Consider the following 13,365-nt stretch of genomic DNA (forward strand, 5'->3'; position numbering starts at 1 on the left):
CTGCGATGCCGCATCCGCGTCGATCCGTGACGCTGCACGACGTGGCTGCGGACGCGGGCGTGTCCCTGGCGACGGCCTCGCGGGTGCTCGGCGGCAGTTCCCGGCCGGTCGCGCCGGAGTACAGGGATCGCGTACTCGCTGCGGCAGCGCGTTTGCGCTACGCGGCGGACGCGTCCGCGCGGGCGATGCGGACTGGTAGCGATGCGCTGGCGCTTGTGGCGGACGACCTCACCACACCATCGATCGCCATCGTGGTGGCGGCCATGGAGCGCCAGGCTCGCACCAGGGGCGCGTTCGTAACGGTGTCGGCGACACACTGCGATCCGCAACGCCAACTGGAGACCATCCGGCAGCTACGCGCTCTGCGGCCGCGGGCGCTCGTACTGACGTCCGGTCGTATCGACGCGGACGCCCTGTCCGGGCGCCTGCTCGCCGAACTGCTGGCCTACCAGCAAAGCGGCGGGCGTGTGGTGATCGTCGGCGACACAGACCTGCCGTTTCACTCGATCAGCTTCGACAACCACCGGGCGGCAAGGGAAATCGGCCGCCACATCGCCCGGACCGGGCACCGCCGGGTCGCGATCCTCGCCGGTGAGCCGGAACAGGCGGCGATATCCGCGCGTACCGCGGGGTTCATCGAGGGGCTGGGCGCTGAGACCGAAGTGCGGGTCGTGCATTGCGAAGTGAGCCGGCAGGGCGGATTCAAGGCGGCACAAGGACTCGTCACCGACGATCTCGACGCCATCATGGCCGCGAACGACCTCATGGCCGTCGGTGCTTTGTCGGCTTTGCGCACGGCAGGTGTCGCGGTCCCCGCGGATCTCTCCTTGACCGGGTTCGACGACATCGGGCTGGCGGTCAACGTGACTCCCAGGCTGACGACTGTCGCGTTGCCCTTGGCGTACGCGGGCATGGAGGCGATCCGCCTCGCGCTGCAAGATCCCGGCGCGGTCACTCACGTGAAAGTCGAGGGACAGTTGATGATCCGCGACAGCACCCGGGCCACTGCTTGAATTAAAACGATAAAACGGCCCTTGACGAGGGCGTTGCCCGGATGCCACTGTGGAAAGCGTTTTCCGCACCGGACCCGATCCACGGAGTTGTGATGATCGTTCCGAGTAGTCGTCGCGCGTCCCAGCAGCCGAAGCGGACAACATGAGCGCTCTGGACGAGCTCCGCCGGCTGCGACGTAGTGACATCCCGGCCCGTAAGCGGGACAACAAGGCCGCGTTCTGGTTCCTCGCGCCCTGGTTCGTGGGCCTGGTCCTCATCACCGCCGGCCCGGTCGTGGCATCGTTCGGCCTCGGTTTCACCAAGTACAACCTGATCCAGCAACCGAAGTTCATCGGACTGGACAACTTCGCCCGGATCTTCACCGACGAACGGCTGCACAACGCTCTCGGCGTGACCTTCACCTACGTACTGGTGTCAGTGCCGGTGCAGCTGGCCTTCGCGTTGGGTGTCGCGATGCTGCTGGATCGTGGGCTGCGCGGGCTGGCTTTCTACCGCTCGGCCTTCTATCTGCCGTCACTGCTCGGCTCGAGTGTGGCGATCGCCGTGCTGTGGACGCAGATCTTCGGCAACGACGGCCTGGTCAACCGCGTCCTCGGGTTCTTCGGCATCACGGGCAAAGGCTGGATTTCCGACCCGGACACGGCGTTGTCCACGCTGATCGTGCTCAACGTCTGGACCTTCGGCGCACCGATGATCATCTTCCTGGCCGGGCTGCGGCAGATCCCGACGGTGTACTACGAGGCCGCCGCCATCGACGGGGTGAGCCGGTGGTCACGCTTCCGCCACATCACCCTGCCGCTGCTGTCGCCCATCATCTTCTTCAACCTGGTGCTGCAGATCATCCACGCCTTCCAGTCGTTCACCCAGGCGTTCGTGGTCTCCGCGGGCACCGGCGGGCCGTCGGACTCCACCATGTTCTACACGCTTTACCTCTACCAGCAGGGTTTCAGCCGGTTCGACATGGGATACGCCTCGGCGCTGGCGTGGTTCCTGCTGCTGATCATCGGCGCGTTCACCGCGATCAACTTCTGGGCGGCGAAGTACTGGGTGTTCTATGACGACTGAGCTCATCCGACGACGACTGTCGGGACCAGCCAAGCACATCGGCCTGATCGCACTCGGGTTCGTGATGCTGTACCCGGTGCTGTGGATGGTCGTCAGCTCCCTGCGGCCCGACGACGAGATCTTCCGCTCCCCCGGCCTGATCCTCGACACGCTGCACACCGAGAACTACCTGGAGGGCTGGAACGCCCTGGCGTCGCCGTTCGGGCACTACCTGATCAACTCGACGATCGTGGTGGTGGGCTGCATCGTCGGCAACCTGGTGTCGTGTTCCATGGCCGCGTACGCCTTCGCGCGGCTGGAGTTCACCGGCAAGCGGTGGTGGTTCGGGATCATGCTCGGCACGATCATGCTGCCGATCCACGTGATCATCGTCCCGCAGTACATCCTGTTCTCCCAGCTGGACTGGGTGAACACGTTCCTGCCGCTGATCGTGCCGAAAATCCTTGCCACGGACGCGTTCTTCATATTCCTGATGGTGCAGTTCATCCGCGGGCTGCCGCGGGAGCTCGACGAGGCGGCCCGTATCGACGGCTGCGGCCATCCGCGGATCTTCCTGCGGATCATCCTGCCGTTGATGAAGCCCGCCCTGGCCACCACGACGATCTTCACGTTCATCTGGACGTGGAACGACTTCTTCAGCCAGCTGATCTACCTGACCGACCCGCAGATGTACACGGTGCCCGTCGCCCTGCGCTCGTTCGTCGACTCGACCGTCTCGACGTCGTGGGGCTCACTGTTCGCGATGAACGTCGTCTCGCTGGTCCCGATCTTCCTGGCCTTCCTGATCGGACAGCGCTATCTCGTCAGGGGAATCGCCACGACCGGAGGCAAATAGCCGGAAAGGACCCGTCGCCATGCCCACCAGGAAACCGTGTAGGACCGCGTGGGCGGTTCTGCTGTCACTGACCGCCACGTTGCTCGTAGCCTGCTCATCCGGCTCCGGCGCCGGCGACGAATTGTCGGCCGAACCGGTGACGCTGCGCTTCACATGGTGGGGCGGTGACGACCGGCACAAGCGGACCCAGCAGGTCATCGACCTCTTCACCAAGCAGCACCCGAACATCACCGTGCGCGGCGAGTTCAAGGAATGGAACGGCTACTGGGACAGCCTCGCCACCACCGTGGCGGCCAACGACGCGCCGGACATCATCCAGATGGACGAGCTGTATCTGGCCTCGTACGCCGAGCGAGGCGCGTTGATGGACTTCAACGAGGCGAAGAAACACCTTTCCACCAACGACTTCGACGGCAAGGCACTCGCGACCGGAGCCATCGACGGCAAGCAGTACGGCGTGCCCGTCGGGCTCGCCTCCTACTCGATCGTGGCCAACACCGATCTGCTTGCCAAGTACGGCATCGCACTGCCCGACGACACGAAGTGGTCGTGGGACGACCTGAAGAAGGTAGGCGACCAAGTGTCCAAGGCCGGCGGCGGCACGGTGTGGGGCGTGCAGTCGGGCGGCTTCAACGACACCGGCGGCCTGCACATCCGGGCCCGTCAGGCGGGCACGTCGATGTTCGACGACAAGGGCAAGGTGACCGTCCCGGCCAAGGTTCTCCAGGAGTACTGGTCATACCTGCTCGACATCGCCCGCACCGGAGTCGCACCACCACCGGCGGTCTCCGTCGAGAAGGGCTCCGGCGCGCTGAACCAGTCCGCGACCGCGACCAACACAGCGGCGTTCGGCCTGTGGTGGAACACCCAGCTCACCGCGCTGACCGCCGCCAGCGGCGCCAAGCTGAAACTGCTCAGGCTGCCTGGGGAGGCGCAGGCCAAGGCACCCGCCGCCTACTACAAGCCCTCGATGTTCTGGTCGGTCTCGGCACGCTCGAAGCACCCGGCCGAGGCCGCCGCGTTCGTGAGTTTCCTCGCCAACAACGAGGAGGCGGCCAAGATCCTGCTCACCGAACGCGGTGTGCCGGCCAACCAGAAGATCCGGGCGGGGATCACCGGCCAGCTCAAGGAAACCGACAAGGCCGCCGCCGAGTTCCTCGACACCCTGCCGGTCAGCGATCCGCCGCGGGTGACACCCAACGGCGCCAGCACCATCGAGACGATCCTCAAACGGCACACCGAGAACGTCCTCTTCGGACGTACCACACCCGAGCAGGCGGCCACGTCGTTCATCGCCGAGCTGCAATCCGAAGTGGACGCCGCCCGGTGAAGCGCGCGGCGATCATCGGCACGGGAGCGATAGCGGCCGCCCACGCGGCGGCCCTACGCGATCGAGCCGACCTAGTCGCAGTCGTGGATGTGGACGACGATCGAGTGCGCGCCTTCGCTGAAAAGTGGGGTTCCCCTCACGTCTATTCAAGCGTGAGCGCGCTCTTGGAAGCGGAGACAGTGGACGTGGTCCATCTATGTACGCCACCGCAGTATCACGCGCCTATGGCGCTCGAGTGTCTCGCGGCGGACGTTACCGTGCTGGTGGAGAAACCACCTGCGCTCTCGCTCGCCGAAATGGACGCGCTCGTGGAGGCGGAGCGGGGTTCCGCCGGACATGTCGCGACCGTGTTCCAGCACCGTTTCGGCCCTGCCGCGATCCGGCTGAGGCGGATGACAGCGGCCGGCCAGCTCGGCCGGCCGCTGATGGCCACATGCTCCACCCTGTGGTACCGCGATGACGCCTATTTCGCGGTGCCGTGGCGTGGTTCCTGGGACAGTGAGGGCGGCGGTCCCACAATGGGCCACGGCATCCACCAGTTCGATCTGCTGCTGTCGATCCTGGGCCCTTGGCAGGAGATCCGCGCCCTGGCCGCACGGCAGGCGCGCGATGTGCATACCGAGGATGTTTCCCTGGCACTGGTCAGCTTCACAAGCGGCGCGGTCGCCGCGGTGGTGAATTCCGTTGTGTCACCACGGGAGACGTCGACACTGAGATTCGACTACCAACACGCCACGGTCGAAGTGGAACACCTCTACGGCTACACGGACGCCGACTGGAGCGTCACCCCGGCACCTGGCCACGAAGACATCCTTCCGTTGTGGCAGAAGGAGCAATCAGACGTCACCAGTGGGCACCGCTGTCAGGTCGAAGCGTTCTACGACGCGGTCGACGGTGGCGAACCACCGCCTGTCTCGTTGGCCGACGCGAGGAACACCATGGAGTTCATCGCGGCCCTGTATGCGTCCGCGTTCACGGGGGCGCCCGTGCGTCGCGGCAATATCGGCCCAGGAAACCCGTTCTACACCACAATGGAAGGGATTGGTGCGCCTTGGCGGTGAACCTCGCGGTCACGCGGCTCGACGAGAAGGAACTCGTGGTGGGCGCGAGTGACGTGGAGATCTTCCACTACGTGTACCGCCCGTCCATGCCGCCGTTCGAGGGCCCGAAGCCGTACCTGCATCCCGTGCGGACCCTCGCGGGGGACGTCGTCACCGTCTACCGGCCACACGATCACCGGTGGCACAAGGGCATTCAGATGACCGCGTCGGAAGTATCCGGGCAGAACTTCTGGGGCGGCGTCACGTATGTGCGCGACGAAGGCTACGTAGTCCTACCGAACGTCGGAACCATGCGGCACGAGAGCTTTACCTTCACAGATCAAGGACCCGAACAGATCCGCTTCGAAGAAAGACTGTCCTGGCACACCCAGGCCGAAGAACATCGGGCAGACGAGACGCGCGAGTTCACAGTGCGTGATGCCGATGATGAGGCGTGGACGCTGGAGTTCGCCACCGAGCTGACGAACGTGCACGCCGAGCCGTTGGTTCTCGGCAGCCCGACGACCCAGGGGCGCGAGATGGCCGGGTACACCGGCTTGTTCTGGCGTGGCCCGCGATCCTTCACCGACGGAGAGATCCTCGCGGCGGATGGGCTCAGCGGCCCCGAAGTGATGGGCCGTCCCGCGCGCTGGCTGGCCTATGTCGGCCAGCACGACGAGGTGGACCGCTCGTCGACACTGCTTTTCCTGGACCACCCCGACAACAAGACGACCCACTGGTTCGTGCGCAACACCCCGTTCGCCGCGGTCAACCCGTCGTTCGCGTTCTTCGACACGGTAGAGCTGGCACCTGGAGACGCGCTACGCCTGCGCTACCGCGTGGTCATCGCTGACGGCGCGTGGGACAGAGAGCGCCTTGAGTCATATGTGGAGGAAAAGCCATGGTGATGCCGTTTCCCGGTGCTACCGGGATCTCCGGGCTGCGCGTCTACGACTGGCCGACATCGGATGGCGTGTGTGGCGGGTCGCCACACGTGCACCTGACCTGCTCCGAGTGTTACGTGGTAATCAACGGCAGCGGCCGCGTGCAGACCCTGACGCGTCGCGGCTTCGCCGAGGTCCCACTGCGCCCCGCAACAGTCGCATGGTTCACCCCCGGCACAATCCACCGCCTGGTGAACGACGCCGACCTGCAAATCGTGGTGATCATGCAGAACAGCGGGCTGCCGGAGGCGGGCGACGCGGTGTTCACCTTCCCATCCACCACATTGGCGGACCCCGACGAATACACGAAGGCCGCTTCACTCCCCCGCGATGAGGCTGCTGCGCAACAACGTCGCGACCTGGCGATCGAAGGATTCCTCGAACTGCGGCGGCACATCGAGTCGGGCGACTACGCACCCCTGGACGAGTTCTACCAGGCCGCAGTGCGGTTGAAGCGAGACCGCCTCGCAGACTGGGAGCAGCGCTGGCGCAGTGGTGCGTTGGCCGCCGCACAGCGCACCGGCGAACAACTGGACCGGCTACGGGCCAACGACATCAGCCACCTGCTGGAGGCGGACATCCGCGTACTGCCGCCGCAGGACACGCAGAAGTTCGGCATGTGCGGCCGGCTCGACACCCATGATCCCGACTCCGGAGTGTCGCCTCACGACTGATACTCCCCTGCCGGATAGGAGAGGACAACGAGATTCCTGGCCCGCAAACGATTGGCGCGCGGCCCGGCCAAGCGATATTACTCTTTTGTCGGTTACAGCCGATTCATCCGGCCGGGCGCCGTTCGAATACAAGCGTCCACCGCGGACAGCAATCGTTGGTAAGCACCTGGTCAGCCGTCCCCAGGACGGACAGATCAGCAGGTGATCAAGATTTTTGCCGTACGGACCGATCCGGATCGCCCGTGGCTCCGTATAAGAGGTGTCCAGGGAGGACGAGGCGCATGACCTGCCCATAAGGAATGGTTATGCCACAACCCCATATCGTGCGTGGACCACGTCGGTCACGTGCTACAGCTGCCCTCTTGGCGGTGGGCGCGGCATTGGTGGGCGGGCTTGTACCCGGTCCGGCCAGCGCGTCCAGCCACCGGGAGGCGCCGCTGATCGCCGCCGACCCGACCGTGGACAACACCGATCTCTACGCGTTCGTCAGTCCGGACCGGCCGGACACGGTGACCGTCGTGGCGAACTACTTCGGGTTCCAGGAAGCCAACGGCGGCCCGAACTTCTACCCCTGGGCCGAGAACGCCCGCTACGACATCAACATCGACAACGACGGCGACGCCAAACCCGACCTGATCTTCCGCTACACCTTCGACACCGACGACCGGCGCAAGAACGCCACCTTCCTCTACAACAACGGCGCGGTCACCTCGATCAACGACGAGAACCTGCTGTTCCGCCAGAACTACAAACTCGAACTGATCGACATGCACGGCAGCAGCAAAACGCTGCTCAAGAGCGCGCGGGCGGCACCGTCCAACACCGGCCCCGCCTCCTTCCCCGACTTCCGCACCGTGCGTGACCAGGCGATCGCCAAACTGCCCGGGGACGGGCTGAGCTACGCCGGCCCGGCCGAGGACTCCTTCTTCGCCGACCTGCGCGTGTTCGACCTGCTCTATGGCGGCAACCTCTCCGAGGTCGGCCAGGACACCCTGCGCGGCTACAACGTCAACACCATCGCCCTGCAAATCCCCGCCCACCTGCTCGCGCTGAAAGGCGACGCGAAGCGCAACCCGGTGCTCGGGATCTGGGCCGACACCGAACGCCAATCCCTGAAACTCTCGCCGGGCAAGGCCAAGGCCGAGGGTGACTTCGTGCAGGTCTCGAGGCTGGGCAACCCGCTGGTCAACGAGGTCGTCGCCCCAGCGGGATTGAAGGACGCGTTCAACGGGTTGACCCCGGATCAGGACGGCAAGGTCAAAGCCCTGCTGGACCGGGTGACCACCCCGGAGCTGCCGCAGCTGATCGAGCAGATCTACAAGATCAAGGCCCCGGCGGCGCCGCGTAATGATCTGGTGGAGATCTTCCTGACCGGGATCACCACCAAGGCCGGTGGCCCGATCAAGGCCGATCTGAACTCGCAGCTGAACAACAAGGACGTCGCCGCGCACATGTTCGTGCCCTCGGAGATGCTGCGGCTGAACATGTCGGTACCGCCGACCGCGAAGCCCAACCGGCTCGGTGTGCTCGGTGGGGACTTGCAGGGCTTCCCCAACGGGCGCCGGTTGACCGATGACGTGATCGATATCGCGGTGCAGGCCATGGAAGGCGCCGCCCAGTCCGGCCAGCTCGTGGACGCTCTGGCCACTGGGGACAAGGTGGATGCCAACGACGTCGCGTTCGAACAGCGCTTCCCGTATGTCGCTGTCCCGAACAACAACTCGGTCAACGCCGCGGTCGAGGCCAAGGTCGAGACCAAGTCCGCCAACCTCCTGGCCGACCTGCCCGCCGGCGCCCTGGTCGGTGGCGCGCTCGGCGCGCTGGTCCTGCTGGGCGGCGCGGTCTACCTGTGGCGCAAGCGGCCCACCAAGGCCCGCCACCGCAGCAACCGTCCCTTCTAAGACGAACGCGTTGCGGGACCCGCAGGACGGGTCCCGCAACACCAACTGCGCCAGCTAGTACTAACCTATCTAGGAGTCAGACACCGACCCGGACAGGACTACGTCGCAGACCATGAAAGCAGCAGGCACACTCAGGACAGGGCCCCGATGGCTCCTGTTGTGCCTGCTGCTTTTCGGCGTGGTCAGCATGCATCACTTCGTCACATCCGAGGCGCACCACCAGTCGTCCGGCATGACGATGGACGCGCCGGCATCAGCCCCGGCGCAGCACGAGCCGGAGCAACCAGCACCCAGCCCCAAGCACGACCTGTTGCATCTCTGCCTGGCGGTGATGGGCGCGATCGCCGGATTGCTTCTCCTCGGTTTGCTGCTCGCGATGGCCATACCGGTCCATGTGCCTTCGCTCCGGCCAGAACGACGCATCCAGCGGGTGGATCGCCCACCTAAGTCGTCCGGCCGGGATCTGCTCAGTTCGGTCTGCGTGTTGCGGCTGTGACAGGCCCAACGGCAGCGCCTTGCCGCGCCGCCGTCCGGGTTCGCACAGCCAATCGAATACGCAGAACAGGACACGTACACCATGAGGAAGTTCCTTGTCGGTGCGAGCGCGGCTGCCGTGCTCGCCTTGATCGCCGGCTGCGGCAGCAGCGGGAACGACGCCACGATGGCCGGGCACAGCTCCACGCCCACGCCCACGAGCAGCGCCCCAGCCGCAAACAACGCCGACGACATCAGCTTCGCCCAGGGCATGATCCCGCACCACGCCCAAGCCGTGGAGATGGCGAAACTGGTGCCGTCGCGGAGCACGAACCCGAAGATGCTCGCCCTGGCCACCAGGGTCCAGCAGGCACAGGATCCGGAGATCCAGCAGCTGACCGACATGCTCAAGAAGTGGGGATCGGCCCCGGCGAGCACGGATCACGGTTCCATGGACCACGGCGGCGGCGGGATGATGACCGCCGACGAGATGAAGCAGCTCGAAGCCGCCAAGGGCGCCGAATTCGATCGCATGTGGACACAAATGATGATCAAGCATCACGAGGGTGCGATCAAGATGGCCCGGACCGAGCTGGGCAAGGGTGCCAGCGGGGACGCGAAAGCCCTGGCGCAGAAGATCATCGACGCCCAGCAGGCCGAGATCACCGAGATGCAGGCCCTGCTGTAGCCAACCGGTAGGGCGGCCTCACCGGGGGCCGCCCTACCCAGGTTTCAGTGGTGGTAGGCGTGCACGACCGCGTGACCGCGACCCCGGCCGATCATCCACTTGTTGACCGGGACTGTGAGAACGAACGCGATGGCAAGTGAGAAAGCCAAGGCGCCCCAGAACAATCCGCTGCTGAGGCCGGCGTTCATCGCGCCGGGGACACCGATCATGATCGCGTTGTCGACGATCTCCATGACGATGATCGACACCGTGTCGGCGGCCAGCGCGACCTTGAGGGCCTGCTTCACCGGGACACCGGCCTTCAGCACACCGCGCATCGTCAGGGCGTAGCCGAACACGAAGGCCAAGGCGACCGCCAGCACGATTGTCCAGATGTTGTTCAGGCCCAACCATGTACCGATGACCATGCCGAGCACCTCGCCGATGGCACAGCCGGTGAGGCAGTGCAGTGTGGCCGACGCGGCGGTGGACCAGCTCGCCCTGGCGTGTGTCTCGTCCATGTTGAGCCCCTCTCCGTAGATACCCCCATAGGGTATGTCACCGCCGACAGTTATATACCCCCGCACGCCCGCAGGCAAACATGATCTCCGGCCATATATGCACGTCACGCACTGGCACGCGCCACACACCCACTGCCGACCTGCGCCGATGCCGACGCGTGCGATCAAGCCGAACTCGGAAGTTGGCCGGCCGCCCAGTGGGCTCTACGCTGCGCCCGTGGCTCCATCTCCGATAGCGCATAGTAGGAAAAGCCAGGCGAGGACAAGCCCGCTGCTTGTCGTGGGTGGGGTCGCGGCCTGTCTTGTCGCTGTTGTCCTGCTTTCCCTGTTCAGCGAGGAGTTCGCCGCGGCGGGCAAACGCGGCACCGCGGCCTTGGCGGCGTACGGCCTGCCGGTCGCCCGGGTAGCGGCTGAGATCGCCGCGGCGTTGTGTGCCGGGGCACTGCTGCTTGCCGCTTTTCTGGTGCCGGCAAAGCAATCCGGCGAACTGTCCGATGCCGCCCGGACGGCGATGCGCACCGCCAGTTGGTCGGCCGTCGTGTGGTGCGTCGCAGCGTTGTTGTCAGTGCCGTTCGTGCTGGCGGACGCGTACGGCAGACCGCTGAGCTATGTTCTCGAACTCGACCGGCTGGTCCGGCTGTCGTTCGCCGTGGAGCCGACCAGGGCCTGGATGCTCACGGCGGCTGTCGCGATCGTGCTCGCCGTCACGGCCAGATCGGTCAAACTATGGCGATCCACGCCGGTGCTGCTCGTTGTGGCCCTGCTCAACCTGGTGCCGGTGGCTTCGAGCGGACACTCGTCCGAGGGCGGCAACCACGACTGGGCCACCTCAAGCCTGCTGATGCACCTGGTCGCCGCGGCCTTGTGGGTGGGCGGCCTCGCAGCCCTGCTGGCCTATGGCCGTCAGAAAGGCGAACATCTCGGCCTGGCAGCGAGCCGGTTCTCCAGGCTTGCCCTGGTTTGCTGGCTCGTGCTGGCCGCGTCAGGCGTGTTCAACGCTCTCGTCCGGCTACGACTGTCCGAAGTGTTCACAACGGCTTACGGAATGCTGGTGATCGCGAAGGGCGCCGCACTGGCCGCACTCGGCGTTTTCGGCTATTTCCAACGAAAGCGTGGCGTACGAGACGTGGTCGAGAAAGGCAGCGGCCGCGCCCTCGTGCAGCTGGCAGCGTTCGAAGTCCTGCTCATGATGATGACGCTCGGCCTGGCGACGGCACTCTCACGCACGCCGCCACCACCGAGCCTGGGTGTTGTCCTGCCGGATATCGAGCTGCGGATCGGCTACGTCATCGACGGACCGCCCACTCTGCTGGCGATCTTCACGCAATGGCGGTTCGATCTGATCCTCGGCACTGCTGCCATGATCCTCGCGGTGGTGTACCTGCTCGGTGTCCGGCGATTGCGTGAGCCGTGGCCCGTCTTCCGTACCGTTTCCTGGCTGGGCGGCTGCGCCACAATCCTGCTGGCATCCTCCTCGGGAATCGGCCGATACGCCCCGGCGATGTTCAGCACAGACATGATCGGCAACATCCTGCTGGCAATGCTCGCCGCCATCCCGCTGGTCCAGGGCGCACCATTCACGCTCATCTCACGGGCGGCCCCCGGATTGCGCGAATGGCTGACGATGATGACGCAGGCACCCGTCGTCCGGCTGCTGACACATCCCGCAGTCGTGCTCGTCCTGTTCAACGGGTCGTTCTACGCCCTGTACTTCTCCGGCCTGTTCGAGTGGGCCCAGAACCGGCCGCTGACACAGATGGGAACAAACGTCTGGCTGCTGGCGACCGGTTTCCTCTTCTTCTGGGCCGTACTCGCAGTGGATTCCTTCCCGACGCCGATCCCCTTACGGCACAGGCGAATCATGCTCGTCACAGCGACCGCGGCACACGCCCTGTTCGCCGCGATCCTGGTGAGCACCAGCACAGTCATCGGCGAAGAGTTCTACCGGTCGCTCGGACTCGCCTGGAACACCAATCTCCTGGACAGCCAGCGACTCGGCGGCGCCGTCGCATTCGGCTTCGGCGTAGGCGCCCTGCTACTCGTCACCCTCGTCCTCTTCACCCAGCCAGCGCGCCCAAGCATTCGTGCCGACCAACAGCGCGACGCTGCCGATCAGCACGAAATGACCTGACGCACAGTTCAGGTCGGAGGGGAACAACCACACCTCCGCGTCGTCGCGCGGGTCCGGCTGGGCGACCGGGCCCTGAGCAGGGCAGGATCACCGGAGAAAAAATTTCTGGCGGGCGGTGTCGCATCCGGCGGGTCTTGTTCGACGCACTGATGACCGCACGTCAGAACGACCAAGGAGCAACCCCATGCGCACCCTGATCACCACCGCGTTCGTCTCGCTCGACGGCGTCATGGAAGGGCCTGGTGGCGAGCCGGGCTACCGCAACTCGGGCTGGACCTTCCAGGGCATCGAGTTCGTCGAGGCCGCGTACGAGATCAAGGGCCGCGAGCAGGACGAGGCCACGGCCATGATGATGGGCCGTGCCAGCTACGAGGCGTTCTCGCCGGTGTGGCCGGGCATGACCGCGGAGTTCCCGGGCTACAACGCGATGCCGAAGTACGTCGTGTCCAGCACGCTGCAGGAGCAGGACCTGGTGTCCAACTGGGGCGAGACCACCATCCTGCGGTCGCTGGACGACGTCGCCGCGCTCAAGCAGACCGAGGGCGGGCCGATCATCGTGCACGGCAGCGCCGCCCTCAACCGCAACCTCTCCGACGCCGGCCTGATCGACCGCTACCACCTGCTGGTCTTCCCGGTCCTGCTCGGCGCGGGCAAGCGGCTGTTCAGCGCCACCGACAAGGACCGCCAGAACCTCAAGGTCGTCGAGAGCGAGTCCTACAGCAACGGAATCCAGAAGCTGGTCTACGACGTCGTCGGCTGACCGGCCCCG

13 protein-coding genes are annotated in these 13,365 nt (G+C 65.5%); 12 read left to right on the forward strand and 1 reads right to left on the reverse strand.

Translation table 11 applies throughout. The annotated features are described in order from the left end of the window. Positions 1–5: 5 nt before the first annotated feature. From JOF56_RS54485 to JOF56_RS54530, 10 genes are all read left to right on the forward strand, one after another. A complete protein-coding gene (locus JOF56_RS54485) occupies positions 6–1,013 on the forward strand; it encodes a LacI family DNA-binding transcriptional regulator (RefSeq protein WP_209647336.1) in 1,008 nt (335 codons plus the stop codon). Positions 1,014–1,155: 142 nt separating this feature from the next. After that, positions 1,156–2,079: a carbohydrate ABC transporter permease gene (locus JOF56_RS54490; protein ID WP_209647338.1), complete on the forward strand. Its 924-nt coding sequence runs from the start codon at positions 1,156–1,158 to the stop codon at positions 2,077–2,079. Further along, positions 2,069–2,914: a carbohydrate ABC transporter permease gene (locus JOF56_RS54495; protein WP_209647340.1), complete on the forward strand. Its 846-nt coding sequence runs from the start codon at positions 2,069–2,071 to the stop codon at positions 2,912–2,914. The genes JOF56_RS54490 and JOF56_RS54495 overlap by 11 nt, the downstream gene beginning before the upstream one ends. 19 nt (positions 2,915–2,933) lie before the next feature. Next, the gene (locus JOF56_RS54500; RefSeq protein WP_209647342.1) at positions 2,934–4,244 is read left to right on the forward strand and encodes an ABC transporter substrate-binding protein; all 1,311 of its coding nucleotides are present in this window, start codon (positions 2,934–2,936) and stop codon (positions 4,242–4,244) included. After that, positions 4,241–5,305 (forward strand): Gfo/Idh/MocA family protein, encoded by a 1,065-nt coding sequence (locus JOF56_RS60605; protein ID WP_307855706.1) that lies wholly within the window; start codon positions 4,241–4,243, stop codon positions 5,303–5,305. The genes JOF56_RS54500 and JOF56_RS60605 overlap by 4 nt, the downstream gene beginning before the upstream one ends. Further along, positions 5,302–6,192, forward strand: coding sequence for a DUF6807 domain-containing protein (locus JOF56_RS54510; protein WP_307855847.1), 891 nt, complete (start codon positions 5,302–5,304; stop codon positions 6,190–6,192). Before JOF56_RS60605 ends, JOF56_RS54510 begins: the two co-directional genes overlap by 4 nt. Continuing rightward, positions 6,186–6,902 (forward strand): cupin domain-containing protein, encoded by a 717-nt coding sequence (locus tag JOF56_RS54515; RefSeq protein WP_209647345.1) that lies wholly within the window; start codon positions 6,186–6,188, stop codon positions 6,900–6,902. The genes JOF56_RS54510 and JOF56_RS54515 overlap by 7 nt, the downstream gene beginning before the upstream one ends. A 368-nt stretch (positions 6,903–7,270) precedes the next feature. Further along, positions 7,271–8,803, forward strand: a complete 1,533-nt coding sequence (locus tag JOF56_RS54520) for a DUF4331 domain-containing protein (RefSeq protein ID WP_307855707.1) — start codon at positions 7,271–7,273, stop codon at positions 8,801–8,803. A 112-nt stretch (positions 8,804–8,915) separates the two neighbouring features. Continuing rightward, on the forward strand, positions 8,916–9,299 hold the full coding sequence (locus JOF56_RS54525) for a hypothetical protein (protein ID WP_209647348.1): 384 nt from the start codon (positions 8,916–8,918) through the stop codon (positions 9,297–9,299). Between the two features lie 81 nt (positions 9,300–9,380). Further along, a complete protein-coding gene (locus tag JOF56_RS54530) occupies positions 9,381–9,965 on the forward strand; it encodes a DUF305 domain-containing protein (RefSeq protein WP_209647350.1) in 585 nt (194 codons plus the stop codon). 44 nt (positions 9,966–10,009) lie between these two features. Here JOF56_RS54530 and JOF56_RS54535 read toward each other — a convergent pair whose 3' ends face one another. Beyond that, positions 10,010–10,465: a DUF4396 domain-containing protein gene (locus JOF56_RS54535; RefSeq protein WP_209647351.1), complete on the reverse strand. Its 456-nt coding sequence runs from the start codon at positions 10,463–10,465 to the stop codon at positions 10,010–10,012. Between the two features lie 280 nt (positions 10,466–10,745). On the opposite strand from JOF56_RS54535, the gene JOF56_RS54540 reads away from it, so the two are divergent. Both JOF56_RS54540 and JOF56_RS54545 read left to right on the forward strand, forming a co-directional pair. Continuing rightward, entirely contained in the window at positions 10,746–12,596 is a 1,851-nt protein-coding gene (locus JOF56_RS54540) for a bifunctional copper resistance protein CopD/cytochrome c oxidase assembly protein (RefSeq protein ID WP_209647353.1), read from the forward strand. A gap of 184 nt (positions 12,597–12,780) precedes the next feature. Further along, the gene (locus JOF56_RS54545; RefSeq protein ID WP_209647354.1) at positions 12,781–13,356 is read left to right on the forward strand and encodes a dihydrofolate reductase family protein; all 576 of its coding nucleotides are present in this window, start codon (positions 12,781–12,783) and stop codon (positions 13,354–13,356) included. Positions 13,357–13,365 lie beyond the last annotated feature (9 nt).

The sequence above is a fragment of the Kibdelosporangium banguiense genome, assembly GCF_017876405.1.
Lineage (GTDB): Bacteria > Actinomycetota > Actinomycetes > Mycobacteriales > Pseudonocardiaceae > Kibdelosporangium > Kibdelosporangium banguiense.